Origin of the sequence: Hoeflea sp. YIM 152468 (assembly GCF_029210485.1) — a bacterium.
In the GTDB taxonomy this organism is placed as follows: domain Bacteria; phylum Pseudomonadota; class Alphaproteobacteria; order Rhizobiales; family Rhizobiaceae; genus Hoeflea.
The window spans coordinates 49164-66339 of sequence record NZ_JARGET010000011.1; the positions used below are offsets into that span (position 1 = coordinate 49164).

Consider the following 17176-nt stretch of genomic DNA (forward strand, 5'->3'; position numbering starts at 1 on the left):
CGCAGCAACACGGGGCAAATCCAAGACAAATTGCGGACTGCCCGTCTGCGGCGGACGATCATCGAGGGCGCTTCCGCGCATTTGAGCTGAGTGGAAGCGCGCCTGGAAGTCGGGTCAGGCGCCGGCGAGACGGTTGTGGCGGCGCTTGATCAGCTCCTTGGCTGTCTCGACGGCAACGGCGGCATCACGGCAATAGGCGTCGGCGCCCACGGCCTTGCCGAATTCCTCGTTGAGCGGCGCTCCGCCGACCAGAACGATGAAATCATCTCGGATGCCCTTTTCCTTCATCGTGTCGATGACGACCTTCATGTAGGGCATGGTGGTCGTCAGCAGTGCCGACATGCCGAGAATATCGGGTTGCTCGCGTTCGATCGCCTCGATGTATTTTTCGACAGGGTTGTTGATGCCAAGATCAATGACATCGAAGCCGGCACCTTCCATCATCATGCCGACGAGGTTCTTGCCGATATCGTGAATGTCGCCCTTGACGGTACCAATGACCATCTTGCCGAGTTTTGGTGCGCCGGTTTCGATCAGAAGCGGCCGCAAGATGAACATGCCGGCCTTCATGGCATTGGCGCTCATCAGCACTTCCGGCACAAACAGAATTCCGTCACGGAAATCTTCGCCAACAATGCGCATGCCCTCGACAAGAGCCTCGGTCAGCAAATCATAGGGAGTCCAGCCGCGGCTGAGCAGGATATTGGTGCCTTCCTCGATTTCTTCCTTGAGCCCGTCATAGAGGTCGTCATGCATCTGCTGAACAAGTTCATCATCGGAGAGTTCGGACAGGATAATTTCTTCGTCAGACATTGGCTTTTCCCTTGAATGCACCTATCGAGTGGTTCGACGCACCAGACCCCTTGTGCATAGCGATATAGGCGATCGTTTGCAAAAAGTTCCTTGAAAACGACGCGCATGTCGGAAAAAGCGACTGAGAGGCTTTTTGCTCAATATTCCTGCAGCGCCAGGGCTTGGCGCTGAGAGGAAGGTGCGGGGTCTTCTTTTGGCTAGCATGGCATGTCAGGCGTGATGGTGCGCCAATCTAGAATAAGCAGGCTTTTCATGGTGAATCCAGACACGCTTTCCACCCCTGAACTGGCTCAGGATGCAGCGCCGGAAGCGGCGGCAGGGCGACGCGGCAAAGGTGCCGCAGGGCGCCGGGCGCTTCGCTCCGGCGGTGGCCCCGGTCAATCCATGCCCTTCATCCAGCGCAAGCTGGGCGAATACGAGGTGCTGGACGAGGAGGGCCTCAGCCTGATCGAACGCAATGCCGATAGGATTCTCGAGGAAATCGGCATCGAATTTCGCGATGACGCGGAGGCGCTTGCGCTGTGGCGCGAGGCCGGTGCAGATGTCAAGGGTGAGCGGGTCCGGTTTCCGAAAGGACTGTGCCGCCAACTGCTGAAGACCGCGCCTGAAGTGTTCACCCAGCACGCCCGCAATCCCGCCCGCTCGGTACAGATCGGTGGCAAGGCCACGGTTTTTGCGCCGGTCTACGGTCCGCCCTTCGTTCGCGATCTTGATGGCGAGCGCCGCTATGCGACGATCGAGGATTTCCGCAATTTCGTCAAGCTGGCCTATATGGCGCCGTCGCTGCACCATTCCGGCGGAACCGTCTGCGAGCCGGTCGATGTGCCGGTCAACAAGCGCCATTTCGACATGGTCTACAGCCATATGAAATACAGCGACAAGCCATTCATGGGCTCGGTGACCGCGCCGGAACGGGCCGAAGACACGATCGAGATGTGCAAGATTCTGTTTGGCGCCGAATTCGTCGACCAGAATTGCGTCACGCTCAATCTGATCAACGCCAACTCGCCGATGGTGTTTGATGAAACCATGCTTGGCGCGCTCAAGGTCTATGCCCGCAACAATCAGGCGTGCGTGGTCTCGCCCTTCATTCTTGCCGGCGCGATGAGCCCGGTGACGGTAATCGGCACCCTGACCCAGATACTGGCCGAAGTGCTGGCGGGCGCCGCCTTCACCCAGCTTGTCAGGCCCGGTGCGCCGGTGCTGTTCGGCACCTTCGCTGCGTCGATCTCGATGCAGTCAGGCGCGCCGACCTTCGGAACGCCGGAGCCGGCACTGGTCTCCTATGGCGCCGCGCAACTGGCGCGCCGGCTGAAACTGCCGTTCCGCACCGGGGGATCGCTCTGCGGTTCCAAGATCACCGACGCGCAGGCTGCGCATGAGAGCGCGGCGACGCTGAGCATGACCCTGCTGGCGGGAACCAACTTTGCCTTGCACGCGGCCGGATGGCTTGAGGGCGGGCTGGTCAGTTCCTATGAAAAATTCATGATCGATGTCGATCAGCTGGGCATGCAACAGCGTTTCGCCGAAGGCATTGATCTGTCGGAAACCGGGCAGGCACTGGATGCGATTGCAGAGGTCGGACCGGGCAACCATTATCTCGGTTGCGCCCATACTCAGGCCAATTTCCAGCAGGCATTCTTCCGCTCGTCGCTGGCCGACAATAATTCCTACGAGCAATGGCTGGCGGAGGGTGAAAAGCGGATTGAGGAGCGCGCCCGTAGCCTGTGCCGGTCCTGGCTCGACAGCTATGTGGCGCCGGAGCTGAATCCGGCGATTGATCAGGCGTTGCTCGACTACATCGCGATGCGCAAGGATTCGATGCCCGACGCCTTCACATGAACACAGCCCGGTAGCGCCAGGGAGATAGGCGGGCAGGATAAGGTCGCAAGCCTCATTCACAAGGAGGTCTGGCGGTCCGCGTTCAAGGGCCGGGGGCGTGGTGGCTAACGTCATTGCACCGGATCGGCGGATAAATTCGCTGCTTGCAGGTGCTTTGGCGGCATACGGCCTGTGCATCCGTGGCTGGGTGGTGCCGGATGGCGAATCGCCGCTCGCGAAAGCCGGGCTTTGTCTTGCCGCAGGCGAACCTGCCCATGCCGTCTGTCTTGTCGGGCATGGCGGCGGTGGGTTCTGGCCGATATTCGCCGCGTGGCACCGGTTGAATTCCGGGGTGCGCGAGCCGCTCGACAGCTGGTCGAAATCCGTCATCACACCGATCGCTCGGGCTGTTGGCGGGGAGGCGGTGTTTCCTTCCGACAAACCCTGGCGTCCGTTTCAGCAATGGGGGATGGCCGCCGAGGGGCTGAAAGCCTCGCCGTTGGGGATGTTGATTCATCCCGTCTATGGATTGTGGCATGGCTATCGCGGTGCCATCCTGTTCAGCGCCTTGGATGTGTCGGGGTGGCCGGAGGACGTTGCCCGGCTGAGACAAATCACCACACACCCGTGCGACAGCTGTGCCACCAAGCCCTGCCTCACGCGCTGTCCGGTCGATGCGTTTAAGCCGGATGGTCTGGCGGTGACTGCCTGCCGCGACCACTTGAATACAGTCGCGGGTCAGCAAGGCTGCATGACGTCTGGGTGTCTGGCGCGCGAAGCCTGCCCAGTGGGGCAGACCTATCGCTACAGTGCAGCACAAATCCGGTTCTACATGACAGCCTTTGCATAAAAATGCAGCGGCACCCAAGGATTGCCGGATTCGAGTCGTCATAGCTTTGATGATGGAGACGAGTGCGCGCATGGAACCACCGACCCGGATCGACGAACCGGCGGACCAGACGCTAGCCACGCTGGCTTCGAATGGCGACCGTGCGGCCTTTGCCCTGCTGGTTGAACGTCACTACGACTTTATTCATCGTGTGGCTTGGAAATGGTGCCGCGACCGCTCTGCGGCGGAAGACATTGCGCAGAATGTCTGTTTGCGGCTTGGGGCCACGATCCGCACCTGGCGCAACGAAAGCGCCTTGAGGACCTGGCTTTATCGCCTGACCATCAATGCGGCGCATGACCATGCCCGATCGATGGCGCGGGAAGTGCGCCGGACGAAGGCCTGGTCGGTTCATGCCATGGCTCTCGGGGAGGAGCAGGAAGAGGATGCTGCAGGCGATGGCGATCATCTGTGGGCTGCGGTTCGCAGCCTGCCGGAAAAGCAGCGCGATGCCGTGCTTCTGGTTTATGGCGAAGAAATGACCCACGCCGCGGCCGCCGTGGTGATGGGCTGCGCCGAAACCACGATTTCCTATCATCTGCACACGGCGCGGAAGCGGCTGAAGCGGCTGCTTGGCGAGCCTGGAGACGAGACATGATTGAGCAAGATCTCGAGAAACTGGCGCAGGGCGCACCGGCTCCCCGGGACGCCGCAAAACGCCAGGCGCTCGGCGCGGCGATGCAGGCCTATGAGCAATCAGCACAGGAAAAGCACCACACAGCCCAAGGATCGGCTGCAGGCCGGCGTCTTATCCATATCGCAACCTCGATATGGAGTGGACTGATGAAACAGCGCTATTTGGCGGGCTCGATCCTTGCCACATTGATGATCCTGCCTGCGGCGGCCTACATGACCTGGCAGATCGTGCAGGACCAGCAGGGCTGGCGGCCCGAGGATTCTGCTGCTCTGGATGCGGGCACGCGCACGGGTCCCGAAAAAGCGGCGAAGAGTCCCTTGCAGTCTGATCTCGAACAACGGGACAGGGCGCTGACGGACACGGCACCTGATGCCATGATACATGTGGCGCCTGCTGAGATGGCGCCGGTGCCTCAGCCGTCTGATACGCCGGTGGCCAAGCGCGCCATGAAGCCGGCTGGTGCGTTGTCGCAGCAGTCAACGGGCCCGGCGGTGAGCGGCCTGGCACGGCAAGACTTTGCTGTGCAGGCCGATCAGCATTCCTTGCAGCCCTCCGCGATGCCGGAGGCGGAAGCTGAACAGGGCCGGGTGCAGAGTTTCGAGAGCAACGGCGTAACGCCGGTGGCAGAAGAACCGGTGTCAACCTTTTCCGCCGATGTGGATACGGCGTCCTATGCCCTGATGCGCCAGGCGTTGCGACAGGGCTATCTGCCCGACCCGCAGACAGTCAGGGTCGAGGAGCTGGTCAACTATTTTCCCTATGGCTACCCCGGCCCGGATACAGCCGAAACGCCGTTCCGGGCAACGGTGACGGTGACGCCGACGCCGTGGAATGAGAACACCAAGCTTCTGCATGTGGGGGTGAAGGGATACGATATCGCGCCAGTTGAACGGCCGCGGGCCAATCTGGTGTTCCTGATTGATGTGTCGGGCTCGATGAATGCGGCGGACAAGCTGCCATTGCTGAAATCGGCCTTCCGGCTTCTGCTCAACACGCTCGAGCCCGACGACACGGTTTCGATCGTCACCTATGCCGGGGAGGCGGGCACGGTTCTCGAGCCGATCCGTGTTGCCGAAAAGCAGGAAATTCTGGATGCGATGGAGCGGCTTCGCCCGGGCGGCTCGACAGCCGGTGCCAGGGGGCTGCAGGAAGCCTACAGACTGGCCGAGAAAGGCTTTGTCAAAAACGGCGTGAACCGGGTGATGCTGGCCACTGACGGAGACTTCAACGTTGGTCCCAGCGACGATGAGGCTCTCAAATCGATGATCGCGGCGAAGCGCGCAGGCGGCGTTTTCCTGTCGGTGTTCGGTTTCGGTCAGGGCAACTACAACGACCAGCTGATGCAGACGATCGCCCAGAACGGCAATGGCGTGGCCGCCTATATCGACACGTTGTCGGAAGCCGAAAAGACGCTGGTGCAGGAAGCCTCGGCGTCGCTGTTTCCGATCGCCTCGGACGTGAAGTTTCAGCTCGAGTTCAATCCCGCAGTGGTGGCGGAGTACCGCCAGATCGGGTTTGAGACGCGCGCGCTCAAACGCGAGGATTTCAACAATGACCGGGTGGATGCGGGCGAGATCGGCTCTGGGCATACGGTCACCGCGATCTATGAAATTACCCCGGTGGGAAGCCCGGCGGTGCTGACCAGTGATTTGCGTTACGGCGAGGCAAAACCTGCGCCTGCGCCGGGGGCTGAATCCGGGCACGGCGATGAGTACGCGTTCCTCAGGATCCGGGCAAAAGCACCGGGTGAGGCGCAAAGCAAGCTTACGGAAATCCCGGCGACGATGAAAAATGAAGTCAGCGATTTCAATTCTGCGTCAGAGGATGTCCGGTTTTCGATTGCGGTGGCAGCGTTCGGACAGAAGTTGCGTAAGGTCGATGCAGTTGCATCCTACAGCTACGACGCCATTGAACAGATCGCGTCTGAGGCGCGCGGTACCGATCCCTTTGGCTACCGGTCGGAATTCCTGCAATTGGTGAGGCTGGCAGAACGCCTCGGTCAGTAAGCAATGATGAGGGCTGGCGGTAATGCCGGCCTTCGTGCGCGCGGATGTTCGTTCCCTGATTGATTTTCTGCAGGCTGTCCATGTCAGGATCCGGGAAAGCGCATTCTCCCGGGGATTTGCCCGGAGGGGCTGGAGAATTTGGGTACCATCAAAAACGGGAGCATAATGACTTTTTGAGGATCGGGAGGTCTCTATGAACAAGAGCACGAACCAAGTCCCCGCGCAAAAGGTCCGGCAGGAAGCTGCCGAAGCCGATGGCGCAGAAACGCCGTTTCACACCGGTCAAGAATTTCCGACCACCGTGTTCGGCTATCCGGGCCTTGATCCGACCGGCTGGCTGCATCTGTTTCCGCCGGTCGAAGACACGCCCGAGGGCGACTGCCCACCTGACCCGGAAGATCCTCTGATCAATCCGCTTCCGGATTATGAAACTTTCAACGAAGACGATCTTCGGTTTGACGACGGGCACTGGATCGAGATTGACGACGGCGAGCCGGGTCCGATGGGGCCGCCGCCGCCGCCGCTCAAACCGAAACCGCTGCCGCCAATCAGCAAGGGGCCAGGAACACGGCGTGACCGCGCGATCAACAAGAAGATCATCGATCGGTTGAAAGCCAATTCCTCTCACCCTGTTCACCGAAAGCTCGAACGGCGCCGGATCGGCAGGATGTATGACCCCGGCACCAAGGAATTCGGGGGCATGAAATTTCGAGTCTGGCGGCTCAAGGAGAAGTACCGCAATTGCTCAAAGGTCATCCGCTGGACCTTTTATGCCGCCGGGCGGCCCTACTGGGGCGAGCCAGCCTTCTTTAGCAACAAGAAACTGATCGGGGCCGGAGGCGCTCTGGACGGTATGAAAGCCGGCCGGTTCGTCGTGGTCGGTGAGTTGACGTTGCGCAGATACCAGGATGTCGGCGCGGTGCTGCATATCACCTGTGGCGAAAAAATCATCTCGATTGATGTCGGCACCGTGCACACGGAGCTGATCAGGGAAGTTGCCTATGCCAACTATGCCGCCTCGGGGTGGTATTTCGGAGTGGATTCAACAAAGAGCGGAGGCAATTTCAATCAGACCATGCTGCGCTGGAACAAGTTTTCCAAGACCCCGAGGACCGTGCCGAAAAAATACGGGGCCGGGGTCAGCACAAGCTATTCATTCGGCGGTTAGTCCGGTGTGCTGCGCAAATCTCATCTGACACACAGTAGGCGGGATCAGCTGCGGCGGCCGCGGCGCTCGCGCGTCGGGGCAGAGGTCTTTGCCGCAACCGTGTTGCGCATCGGACCGATCCGCTCGACGATGGTTTCGACCGTTGGACGCTGCGCCTTGATATGGGTGTCGACCGCGTCGCGCATGGCGGCGAGATGTTCGCACGAGGTGCCGCAGCAGCCGCCGATGATGCGGGCGCCGGCGTCGATGGCCAGACGGACATAATCGGCCATCAGCGGCGGGGTGCCGGAATAGTGGATTTCGGCGCCGCGGAACTGGGGGATGCCGCAATTGCCCTTGACCACAACGATTGCATCAGGATCGGCTGCGGTCATGTCGAGCAGCGAGGAGAGAATGTCGGAAGCCCCGACGCCGCAGTTTGCGCCAACCGCAAACGGGCCTTCGCCGATATCCCTGGCAAGCGTGTGGATGTCGCGCGGATGTACGCCCATCATGGTCTTGCCAGCGGTGTCGAACGAGCCGGTGTAAATGTAAGGCAGGTCGTGGCGCACCGCAGCTTCCGCGGCAGCGCGGATTTCATCCGTGGCCGACATGGTTTCAATCCAGACGACATCAATGCCGCCGGCTTTGAGACCTTCGATCTGTTCGGCGAAGGATTCGACGGCGGATTCGTAGGTCATGGCGCCAAGCGGCACCAGAAGGTCGCCGGTGGGGCCGACCGAGCCGCCGACGATGACCTTGCGCGGCGCCTTGTCTGCCACGGCGCGGGCAATCTCGGCAGCCTTCTTGTTGAGGGAAAAGACGCGGCCTTCGGCCTGGTGCAGCTTGAGCCGGTTGCGGGTGCCGCCAAAGGAGTTGGTCAGGATGATGTCGGATCCTGCGTCAACAAAACCCTGGTGCAGTTTGGTGATTTTTTCCGGAGCCGTTTCCAGCCACAATTCCGGAGCTTCGCCTGATTCCAGCCCCATGGCGAACAGGTTGGTGCCTGTGGCGCCATCGGCGAGAAGGACGCCTTTCTCGGCAAGCAGATCGGCAAGTGGATTGGAAACGGGCATACAGTTCTCCTGATCAATTGCATATCGTATAAAGATGTCCTTATATGATTGCAATAGAAGCTGTCGCCGGACATGAAAAAACCCGCGCGCGACACTGCCGCCCGCGGGTTTTCAAGTGGGTCTGATCCGTTTGAGATGCCCCGACAGGCTGCGGGGCAAGTGAGGATCAGGCGGCTGCGTCTTCGTGATCGACCGGTGTCACCATGGCAGAAATCACGTCATGGATATCCAGCGCCCCGACAGGCTTGCCTGAGGCATCAGTGACATGGGCCATCGATGTGTTGGAGTCGGTCATCTTCTTGGCGGCAACTTCCAGCACGGTTCCGGATTTTACCGCCATGCCCTGCGGTTCGCCCGACAGCGGTTTTACAACCATGTCGACGGAAATCACCCGGCCGCGATTGACCTCGCGCACGAAGCTGGAGATGTATTCATCGGCTGGATGAAGCACAATCTCCTGTTTCGTGCCCTGCTGAACCACTTCGCCGTCGCGCAGAATGGCGATGCGATCGCCGAGGCGAAGCGCTTCATCGAGATCGTGGGTGATGAAGACCACGGTCTTGCGGATTTCCTTCTGCAGATCCAGAAGAACGGTCTGCATGTCCATGCGGATGAGCGGGTCGAGCGCGGAGAAGGCTTCGTCCATCAGCAGGATCGGGGCGTCATTGGTCAGCGCGCGCGCCAGCCCGACACGCTGTTGCATGCCACCCGAAAGCTGATTGGGAAAATTGTCTTCAAAGCCATCCAGCCCGACACGGGTAATCCAGCGCCGCGCCTGCTTTTCCTGCTCTTCTCGCGGCAAGCCCTGGATTTCCAGGCCGTAAACCGCGTTTTCAAGAACCGTACGGTGCGGCAGAAGGGCGAACTTCTGGAACACCATGGCGGTCTTGTGACGACGGAACTCGCGCAGCTCGTTCTCGTTCATCTTGACGACGTCATCGTCACCGACAATGACTTCGCCGATGGTCGGGTCGATCAACCGGTTGATATGGCGGATCAGGGTCGACTTGCCCGAGCCGGACAGGCCCATGACCACCTGAATGCCGCCACCGGGCATGTCGATGTTGATGTCCTTGAGGCCGAGCACGTGATTGTGTTTGTCGTTGAGCTCGGTCTTGCTCATGCCACCTTTGACGGCGTCGATATAGGCTTCCGGATTGGGTCCGAAAATCTTGTACAGATTGCGGACACTGATTCCGATTTCTTCGGATTGCTCAACCATGGACCACCTCCAAATGCTTCTGCAACCGCTTGCCATAGGCTTGGCTGGTGCGGTCAAAGATGATGGCGATGCCGACAATGGCGAGGCCGTTGAAAATACCCAGCGTGAAATACTGGTTCGAGATTGCCTTGAGCACCGGCAGGCCCAGACCCTGGACGCCAATCATCGAGGCGACCACGACCATGGCGAGCGCCATCATGATGGTCTGGTTGACGCCAGCCATGATGGTGGGCAGCGCCAGCGGCATCTGCACATTCTTGAGCCGTTGCCAATTGGAAGATCCAAACGCATCCGCGGCTTCCAGCACATCCTTGTCGACCAGGCGAATGCCGAGATTGGTCAGCCGGATGATGGGCGGAATGGCGTAGACCATCACCGCGATCAGGCCGGGAACGCGACCGATGCCGAGCAACATGACCACCGGGATGAGGTAGACGAAACTCGGCATGGTCTGCATCACGTCGAGGATTGGATTGAGAACAGCCTGGATCTTGTTGGATCGACCCATGAGAATGCCGATCGGTATGCCAACAATAATGGCAAGGATCGTTGCCACCACCGTCATGGCGATGGTCTTCATGGTGTCTTCCCACATGTCGAAATAGCCGATCAGCAGCAGCGTGATGATGACACCAAAGGTTATCTTCGGGCTGCGGCTTGCCAGCCACGCGATCACTGCGAAAGCGAGAATGACGAGAGGCCATGGCGAACTGGTGAGCAGTTGCTCGACACGATACATGAACCACTGCACCGGATAGAGTGCCGTTTCGAACATGTCGCCATTGGCGCGGGTGAAATTGCGGAAGCCGAGATCGATCGTCTTTTTCAAGGCCGTCAGTCTGTCGGTGTCCATGGCGGGAAATTCTATGAGCCAGTCCATTTTCACGCTCCAAATACGGGAAATTAGTGTGCGCAGATCCCGAAGGACCAACAATTCATCGCTGCCTTCAGTCCGACGAACGCACCCAATGGCACTTGCTTCCCCCGGCCTCGGCCCCAGATCTGAGCGGCGCTATGGTCCCCAGCCGCATGTATCTGGTAAAAAAGATGGCGGACCAAAGCCCGCCACCTTTGAAGCGATGTCTTACATCACTGCTTTCTTGACCTTTTCAGCCGCTTCGGGCGAGACCCACTGCGTCCAGATATCCTCATTTTCCTTGAGGAAATGACGGGCCCCAGCTTCCCCGGTCGCCTGATTGTCGGCCATCCAGGCCAGCAATTTGTTCACCGTGGAGTTGGGCCAGCTGCGGTTTGCCAGGTAATCATAAGCCGGGCCGGCACGCTTTTTGAAATCGTCGGTGACAACCGTATAGACTTCAGACTTGGACCAGGCATTCTTCACCGGATCGGGACAGTCGGTGATCGAGGTGCAGCGGTCCCACTCTTCCTTGTTGTGCTCCACGCCATGGTCGAGCTTGACCATTTCGTATTTGCCAAGGATCGCGGTTGGCGCCCAGTAGTATCCGAGCCATGGCTTTTCGCTTTCGTAGGCCTTGGCGATCGAGCCATCAAGGCCAGCAGCAGAGCCGGTTTCGACTGTTACCCAGCCCTTGTCTTCAGCTCCATAAGCCTTGAACAGGTTGGTGGTGATGATGCGGCAACCCCAGCCTTCGGGGCAGTTGTAAACGCCGCCCTTGCCTTCGTTTTCCATGCCGGGGGCAGGGAACAGCTCTGGGTGTGCCAGCGCATCGTCAATGGTTTTGATTTCGGGGTGTTCGGCAGCGAGATATTTCGGGATCCACCAGCCTTCGACACCGCCATCGCTGAGCGATTCCGACGCGTAGTGCAGCTTGCCTTCGGCAACGGCCGCATCAAGCAACGTACGCAGCGAGTTGATCCAGGCTTCCGGCGCGACGTCCGGCTCCTGCTTTTCAACCATGGAGGTAAGTGTCGGCGTGGTGTCGCCGGCAACCAGTTCGGCCTGGCAGCCATAGCCTTCGGAAAGGATGATCTCGTCAATATTGGCCAGAACTTCCGCCGAGGCCCAGTTCATGTTCGCGATGGTAACGCGACCGCAATCTGCGGCAGATGCAACTCCGGCAAAGCCCATGAGGCCAGCGGCGAGGACGGTGGAAGCGAGTAGCTTCTTCATAAGTAAGACCTCCCAGTCTTGTTACGGCAGTGGTTGTTCCATTATTCGGCAAATCCGGTCACTGCGTCTACCGGAAACCGATGCAATTGACGTCGTGCCGTATCCAGATCTGCGGCTGCCAAGCCAGAGGCTGGCCAGCGACAAAAGGGCAACGACATCGACGTTTGGGTATGTGACCTGCGGAACTCTGTCACAGGCCTCAAGCGTCAATCTAACGCAGTTCAGGGTAAGGACTTGGCAAAAGAAATCAACCGCGTCGGCGTGATTTTGCAATTCGCCGCGTGGCATTTTCGGTCAAACGGCAAAAAAGATCGGGCAAAGTGAATTAATTGCCCGATTCATGATTGGTTAGGGTTTCACTAACCGTCCGGTAACGATGTCCGGGTTAAACCTTCACACACGGCGGGGGACAACCGCCGACCATTCCGGATCAGGTATTGCGTACCGGGATGTCGCGATCCTCGCGCGTTTTTGCGAGGGCGCCAGGCGTATCTTTGGCCGGCCGTCCGGACCGCAGGGTCCGGACGGCCTTCGCATTTGATGGCTGAATTCGATCTGTTGCAATGAAAAAAGGCCGGATGCCTGAGCATCCGGCCCTGTCGCGACTGCAGAGTCGTGTTGCGCGCTTTGTGGTGGGGCTGATCAGCCCGCAGAAAGCGTGCGAATAACGCTGTTGATGAACCCGCGATGGTTCTTCTGGTTGGCCCTCTGGGCCGGAATGACGCCATTCCATGCGATCTGAACGCGGTTGGCAGAATTAAATACGTAAAGCATCGCGATGCCCTTTCGGTCTGGTATTGATCACGCCTGAAATGGCCCATGCCATCTGCAGCAGCTCTAGGCTGATTGGCCATGCGGAGATGCATCAATCCCGCCCCGAAGTGTCGCAATTCAGATGTCGTGAAAAGAATTTTGCAGAGAAATGCAAACAGGGTTAGCGGCCGCTTAACGCACGGGGTGGAAAGCGCTTTCGATCTCTGCGTTGCGATGCTATCGACGGGCCATGACACGTGCATTGATGTTCCAGGGAACCGGGTCGGATGTTGGCAAGACCGTGCTGGTTGCGGGCTTTTGCAGGCTGGCGGCAAACAAGGGCTTGAAGGTGCTGCCGTTCAAGCCGCAAAACATGTCCAACAACGCCGCAGTCGCCGATGATGGCGGCGAAATCGGGCGAGCCCAGTGGCTGCAGGCGCTGGCCTGCCGGGTGCCTGCCAGCGTGCACATGAACCCGGTGCTGCTCAAGCCGCAGTCGGAAACCGGATCGCAAGTGGTGGTTCAGGGAAAAGTGTTCGGTCAGGCGCGGGGCCGCGATTACCAGGCGCTCAAGCCAAAATTGATGGCTGCAGTGATGGAAAGCTTTGCCACGGTCGCACATGGCGCCGATCTGGTGCTGGTGGAGGGCGCGGGATCTCCTGCCGAAATCAACCTGCGGGCGGGCGATATCGCCAATATGGGCTTTGCGACGGCGGCAGGTGTGCCGGTGGTGCTGGTCGCAGACATCGATCGCGGCGGCGTCATCGCCTCGGTGGTGGGCACGCACCGGATCTTGCCGGACCAAGACCGGGCGATGATTGCGGGCTATCTGATCAACAAGTTCCGTGGCGACGTCAGTCTGTTTGATGACGGGATTTCGGCAATCAGGGACTTCACCGGATGGCCGTGCCTGGGGGTGATTCCATGGCTCAAAGCCGCGGCACGGCTGCCGGCAGAAGATTCCGTGGCGCTGGAACGTCTCACACGGGGTGAGGCGCGGGCGCTCAAGATTGCCGTGCCGGTGCTGTCGCGGATCGCCAATTTCGATGATTTCGATCCGCTCAGGTCCGAGCCGGAGGTGGAACTGGTGTTCGTGCGCCCCGGCGAGCGGCTGCCGGACGACGCCGGACTGGTGATTGTCCCCGGGTCGAAATCGACCATAGCTGATCTCGCTGATTTTCGCCTGCAGGGCTGGGACCAGGACTTGCAGGCACACCGCCGCCGCGGCGGCCGGATCATCGGCATCTGCGGCGGCTATCAGATGCTGGGGCGTAGCGTCAGCGACCCGGAAAGGCTGGAAGGCGGAGACACCGTGGCCGAAGGCTTGGGGCTGCTCGACATCGAGACCGAGATGCGGCCCGGAAAGCGGGTTCGCAACACGCAGGCCCGGTCGGCAGAGCACGAGATCGACCTCTCCGGTTACGAGATTCATCTTGGCGTCAGCCACGGTCCGGATTGCGCGCGGCCGATGACCATTCTCAATGGACGTCCCGATGGTGCCATCTCGCCCGATGGCAAGGTCAAGGGGACCTATCTGCATGGCCTGTTTGGATCGGACGCCTATCGCGCACAGCTGTTGAGGGAATTCGGCGTGCAGGCCGGAATGATCAACTACCGTCAGGATGTTGACACCGCGCTCGATGAAATCGCCAGCGATCTTGACCGGCTGGTCGGGTTTGAGCAGCTCGTCGCCGCCGCCGGCCTCTTTCGCCGTTGAGAGATCAGAGGATGGCGCTGTTGCGATTGACAGTCTGGCGCGCCAGTCCTATCAATTGTGGTTCGGATGGTTCCAGAAATCCAAACTGGATTTCCGGATCAAAAGGGAATGCGACGGGATGGACCCAATCAGGGCATCTTTATCGCAGCCGACCCCGCGACTGTAGAGCGGTTAGGCAGATGTCACCGGCCCAGGAAGACCAGAATAGCGGGAAACAATGGTGTTTTTCGCGATTTCGAGGCCCCGGACCGGACAAGCCACTGACGTGGCGGCATGATCAATCGGCGCGGACGCCTCTTTGTCTACGAATCGTCCCGTTTTCATGACCGCAATCACCGTTGGGAAGGCCGGCATTTGCTGCTGTTGATGGCAACATCGACGTGACCCGCGAGCCAGGAGACCTGCCATTCGCACCGGTTGAGAGCCGGACCTTCGGGAGAAACGTTCTCCCGAAGTCACCCACGGAGGTTGTCATGACTGCTCATACTCAAACGCTTTCCCTGACCGATCGCATCGGTGCGCGTACTCTTGCCGGCCTGATGGCGCTGGCCATCGGCTCGATTCTGGTGTTCGGCGTTGGCCTGGCCAATTCGCAGGCGCTGCACGATGCAGCGCACGACACCCGCCATTCCTACGGCTTTCCCTGCCACTAAGGGGCTGAGATCATGATTGTCAGGTTGCTCCTGGCGGCTTTGGCCGCCGGGCTCATTGCCGGTATGGCGATGACGCCCGCTCAATATGTCAAAACGATTCCCCTGATCATGCAGGCCGAGGCTTACGAAGGCTCCGGGGCCGGACATTCGCATGGTGCGGGTGAAACCGCCGCCGCCGCTGCGGCGACGCCCGGTCACAGCCACGACGCCGGTGATGCGCACGGGGCGCATGGCCATGACGACGAGTCGATGCTCGGTTTCGGCCGGCTGGGCGACACTGTTCTCGCCAATCTTGTTGCCGGTGCCGGCTTTTCCCTGATGCTCGCCGCGGTGGCCTTGCTGACGGGTATCCATTTCCCGGTCGGCCGCGAGGGTCTGACGCGCGGTGTGCTGCTCGGCGCTGCCGCCTGGTTTTGCGTCCAGCTCGCACCGGCCATGAGCCTGCCGCCGGCGGTTCCGGGGTTTCCCTATGCTGATCTCGGCAACCGGCAGATCTGGTGGGTGGTCGCTGTGCTGATGTCGGGCATCGGCGTCTGGTGCATCGCGTTGCGTCCGGAATGGCCGCTCAAGGTTCTGGGTCTGGTGGTGATCGTCGCCCCGCATCTGTGGGGGTCGCCGGTGCCTGAAGATCTCTCGAGTGAGGTGCCGGCGTATATCGCCTCGGCCTATGCCGCAGCTTCGCTGGCGACAACGCTGTTCTTCTGGCTGTTGCTCGGTGGTCTCATCGGGCATTTCCTCTCCCGTGTTCCCGAGGAAGCACCGGCGTGACAAGCGGTTTGCCACCAGTGACGCTGGTGCTCGGTGGTGCAAGGTCAGGCAAATCCGCGTTCGCTGAAGGGTTGGTTGAACAGGCTTCGGCCGACCGGCTCTATCTGGCGACGGGGCAGGCCCGGGACGATGAAATGCGTGACCGGATCGCTGTGCACCAACACCGGCGGGGCGAGGGGTGGCAGACACTCGAAGCGCCGGTTGAGCTGGCGCAGGCGCTGAAGACCTGCGCCCGCGCCGACCGCCCGGTGCTGGTCGATTGCCTGACGCTGTGGGTCACCAATCTGATGCTTGGCGACCACGATCTCGGCATGGCCTTTGACGGACTTGCCGCCACCATTCCGATCCTCAAGGGCCCGGTGGTCCTTGTCTCCAATGAAGTCGGCCTCGGCATTGTGCCCGACAACGCCATGGCGCGCGCGTTCCGCGATCATGCCGGCCGTCTTCACCAGTTAATCGCAAGTCTGGCCGACGAAGTCCATTTCGTCGCCGCCGGCCTGCCACTCAAAATGAAGGGCTGACGCCATGATTGGTTCGAAAATCCCCGCCACCGTGATCACCGGCTTTCTCGGCGCCGGCAAGACCACGCTGATCCGCCACATGCTGGCCAATGCCAACGGCAAGCGGATTGCGTTGATCATCAATGAATTCGGCGATCTCGGTGTCGATGGAGACGTGCTCAAGGGGTGCGGCGAGGAAGTCTGCAGCGCCGACGATATTGTCGAGCTGACCAATGGCTGCATCTGCTGCACCGTCGCCGATGATTTCATCCCGACCATGGAGAAGCTGCTGGCGCGCAAGGACCGACCGGATCATATCGTCATCGAAACCTCCGGCCTGGCGCTGCCGCAGCCGCTGGTTGCCGCCTTCAACTGGCCCGGCATCAAGACCCAGGTAACCGTCGATGGCGTGGTAACCGTGGTCGACAGTGCCGCGGTTGCCGCCGGTCGCTTCGCCGATGATCATGACAAGCTCAACGCGCAGCGTCTGGCCGACGAGGGGCTCGATCATGAAAGCCCGCTCGAGGAGTTGTTCGAGGATCAACTGACCGCCGCCGATCTGATCATCCTCAACAAGGCGGACCTGATCAGCGCCGGGGAGCTTGAAGGCGTTCGCGCCGGAATCGCCGGGCACCTGACGCGCAAGCCGATCTTTGTCGAGGCGCGGCAGGGTGAGGTGGCACCGGAGGTGTTGCTCGGACTCGGGATCGGCACCGAAGACGATATCGCCAACCGCAAGTCGCATCACGAGCTGCACCATGCAGATGGCCACGAGCATGATCACGACGAGTTCGAAAGCTTCGTCGTCTCGCTTGGGCCCATCAATGACGCGGCTGCGTTTACCGAGGGTCTCAAGGCCCTCATCACCACCCACGACATTCTGCGGCTCAAGGGGTTTGCTGATGCATCCGGCAAGCCGATGCGGATGGTGGTGCAGGCCGTCGGCAACCGCATCGACAGCCATTTCGACCGGCCCTGGGATGCGGGAGAAGCGCGCGAAACCAGGCTGGTGGTGATTGGCCTGCACGGCATCGACGCCACCGCAATCCGTGCCGGCCTGACCGCGCTGACCGGTTAACCCC

The 17176-nt window shown here is 60.3% G+C and carries 15 protein-coding genes and 1 riboswitch; of the genes, 10 read left to right on the top strand and 5 right to left on the bottom strand.

What is annotated here, in order from left to right:
* Positions 1 to 114 precede the first annotated feature (114 nt).
* Positions 115 to 813 carry a B12-binding domain-containing protein gene (locus tag PZ897_RS05410; RefSeq protein WP_275750605.1) on the bottom strand — a complete coding sequence of 233 codons (699 nt, stop codon included), beginning with the start codon at positions 811 to 813 and terminating at the stop codon, positions 115 to 117.
* Positions 814 to 1065: 252 nt separating this feature from the next.
* Here PZ897_RS05410 and PZ897_RS05415 point away from each other — a divergent pair, with 252 nt between their 5' ends.
* The 5 genes from PZ897_RS05415 to PZ897_RS05435 all read left to right on the top strand — a co-directional run bounded on the left by PZ897_RS05415 (position 1066) and on the right by PZ897_RS05435 (position 7334).
* Positions 1066 to 2655 carry a trimethylamine methyltransferase family protein gene (locus PZ897_RS05415; RefSeq protein ID WP_275750607.1) on the top strand — a complete coding sequence of 530 codons (1590 nt, stop codon included), beginning with the start codon at positions 1066 to 1068 and terminating at the stop codon, positions 2653 to 2655.
* Between the two features lie 100 nt (positions 2656 to 2755).
* Positions 2756 to 3484, top strand: coding sequence for a ferredoxin (locus PZ897_RS05420; protein ID WP_275750609.1), 729 nt, complete (start codon positions 2756 to 2758; stop codon positions 3482 to 3484).
* A gap of 70 nt (positions 3485 to 3554) precedes the next feature.
* Positions 3555 to 4121 carry an RNA polymerase sigma factor gene (locus PZ897_RS05425; protein ID WP_275750611.1) on the top strand — a complete coding sequence of 189 codons (567 nt, stop codon included), beginning with the start codon at positions 3555 to 3557 and terminating at the stop codon, positions 4119 to 4121.
* Positions 4118 to 6166, top strand: coding sequence for a VWA domain-containing protein (locus tag PZ897_RS05430; protein ID WP_275750613.1), 2049 nt, complete (start codon positions 4118 to 4120; stop codon positions 6164 to 6166). Before PZ897_RS05425 ends, PZ897_RS05430 begins: the two co-directional genes overlap by 4 nt.
* Positions 6167 to 6359: 193 nt before the next feature.
* On the top strand, positions 6360 to 7334 hold the full coding sequence (locus PZ897_RS05435) for a hypothetical protein (RefSeq protein WP_275750615.1): 975 nt from the start codon (positions 6360 to 6362) through the stop codon (positions 7332 to 7334).
* Positions 7335 to 7378: 44 nt separating this feature from the next.
* On the opposite strand, the gene bmt is transcribed toward PZ897_RS05435, so the two are convergent.
* From bmt to PZ897_RS05455, 4 genes are all read right to left on the bottom strand, one after another.
* A complete protein-coding gene (gene bmt / locus PZ897_RS05440) occupies positions 7379 to 8389 on the bottom strand; it encodes a betaine--homocysteine S-methyltransferase (protein ID WP_275750617.1) in 1011 nt (336 codons plus the stop codon).
* 166 nt (positions 8390 to 8555) lie between these two features.
* Positions 8556 to 9611 (bottom strand): glycine betaine/L-proline ABC transporter ATP-binding protein, encoded by a 1056-nt coding sequence (locus PZ897_RS05445; RefSeq protein ID WP_275750619.1) that lies wholly within the window; start codon positions 9609 to 9611, stop codon positions 8556 to 8558.
* Complete coding sequence (locus PZ897_RS05450) at positions 9604 to 10491, bottom strand: proline/glycine betaine ABC transporter permease (protein WP_275750620.1); 888 nt, start codon at positions 10489 to 10491, stop codon at positions 9604 to 9606. Before PZ897_RS05450 ends, PZ897_RS05445 begins: the two co-directional genes overlap by 8 nt.
* A gap of 204 nt (positions 10492 to 10695) precedes the next feature.
* On the bottom strand, positions 10696 to 11703 hold the full coding sequence (locus PZ897_RS05455) for an ABC transporter substrate-binding protein (RefSeq protein WP_275750621.1): 1008 nt from the start codon (positions 11701 to 11703) through the stop codon (positions 10696 to 10698).
* Between the two features lie 1003 nt (positions 11704 to 12706).
* On the opposite strand from PZ897_RS05455, the gene PZ897_RS05460 reads away from it, so the two are divergent.
* The 5 genes from PZ897_RS05460 (at position 12707) to cobW (ending at position 17172) form a co-directional block, all read left to right on the top strand.
* A complete protein-coding gene (locus tag PZ897_RS05460; protein WP_275750622.1) occupies positions 12707 to 14173 on the top strand; it encodes a cobyric acid synthase in 1467 nt (488 codons plus the stop codon).
* A 50-nt stretch (positions 14174 to 14223) separates the two neighbouring features.
* Positions 14224 to 14597, top strand: a riboswitch (cobalamin riboswitch).
* 49 nt (positions 14598 to 14646) lie between these two features.
* Positions 14647 to 14826 (top strand): CbtB-domain containing protein, encoded by a 180-nt coding sequence (locus PZ897_RS05465; RefSeq protein WP_275750624.1) that lies wholly within the window; start codon positions 14647 to 14649, stop codon positions 14824 to 14826.
* A gap of 12 nt (positions 14827 to 14838) precedes the next feature.
* Positions 14839 to 15594 (top strand): CbtA family protein, encoded by a 756-nt coding sequence (locus tag PZ897_RS05470; RefSeq protein WP_275750625.1) that lies wholly within the window; start codon positions 14839 to 14841, stop codon positions 15592 to 15594.
* Complete coding sequence (gene cobU, locus PZ897_RS05475; protein ID WP_275750626.1) at positions 15591 to 16115, top strand: bifunctional adenosylcobinamide kinase/adenosylcobinamide-phosphate guanylyltransferase; 525 nt, start codon at positions 15591 to 15593, stop codon at positions 16113 to 16115. The genes PZ897_RS05470 and cobU overlap by 4 nt, the downstream gene beginning before the upstream one ends.
* Positions 16116 to 16119: 4 nt before the next feature.
* Positions 16120 to 17172 (top strand): cobalamin biosynthesis protein CobW, encoded by a 1053-nt coding sequence (cobW, locus tag PZ897_RS05480; RefSeq protein ID WP_275750628.1) that lies wholly within the window; start codon positions 16120 to 16122, stop codon positions 17170 to 17172.
* Positions 17173 to 17176: the final 4 nt, after the last annotated feature.

What these genes read in the sequence shown, in the direction of transcription:
- PZ897_RS05410 (WP_275750605.1), bottom strand. Translation starts at nt 813, where the DNA reads ATGTCTGACGAAGAAATTATCCTGTCCGAACTCTCCGATGATGAACTT.
- PZ897_RS05415 (WP_275750607.1), top strand. Translation starts at nt 1,066, where the DNA reads ATGGTGAATCCAGACACGCTTTCCACCCCTGAACTGGCTCAGGATGCA.
- PZ897_RS05425 (WP_275750611.1), top strand. Translation starts at nt 3,555, where the DNA reads ATGGAACCACCGACCCGGATCGACGAACCGGCGGACCAGACGCTAGCC.
- PZ897_RS05430 (WP_275750613.1), top strand. Translation starts at nt 4,118, where the DNA reads ATGATTGAGCAAGATCTCGAGAAACTGGCGCAGGGCGCACCGGCTCCC.
- PZ897_RS05435 (WP_275750615.1), top strand. Translation starts at nt 6,360, where the DNA reads ATGAACAAGAGCACGAACCAAGTCCCCGCGCAAAAGGTCCGGCAGGAA.
- bmt (WP_275750617.1), bottom strand. Translation starts at nt 8,389, where the DNA reads ATGCCCGTTTCCAATCCACTTGCCGATCTGCTTGCCGAGAAAGGCGTC.
- PZ897_RS05445 (WP_275750619.1), bottom strand. Translation starts at nt 9,611, where the DNA reads ATGGTTGAGCAATCCGAAGAAATCGGAATCAGTGTCCGCAATCTGTAC.
- PZ897_RS05450 (WP_275750620.1), bottom strand. Translation starts at nt 10,491, where the DNA reads ATGGACTGGCTCATAGAATTTCCCGCCATGGACACCGACAGACTGACG.
- PZ897_RS05455 (WP_275750621.1), bottom strand. Translation starts at nt 11,703, where the DNA reads ATGAAGAAGCTACTCGCTTCCACCGTCCTCGCCGCTGGCCTCATGGGC.
- PZ897_RS05460 (WP_275750622.1), top strand. Translation starts at nt 12,707, where the DNA reads ATGACACGTGCATTGATGTTCCAGGGAACCGGGTCGGATGTTGGCAAG.
- PZ897_RS05465 (WP_275750624.1), top strand. Translation starts at nt 14,647, where the DNA reads ATGACTGCTCATACTCAAACGCTTTCCCTGACCGATCGCATCGGTGCG.
- PZ897_RS05470 (WP_275750625.1), top strand. Translation starts at nt 14,839, where the DNA reads ATGATTGTCAGGTTGCTCCTGGCGGCTTTGGCCGCCGGGCTCATTGCC.
- cobW (WP_275750628.1), top strand. Translation starts at nt 16,120, where the DNA reads ATGATTGGTTCGAAAATCCCCGCCACCGTGATCACCGGCTTTCTCGGC.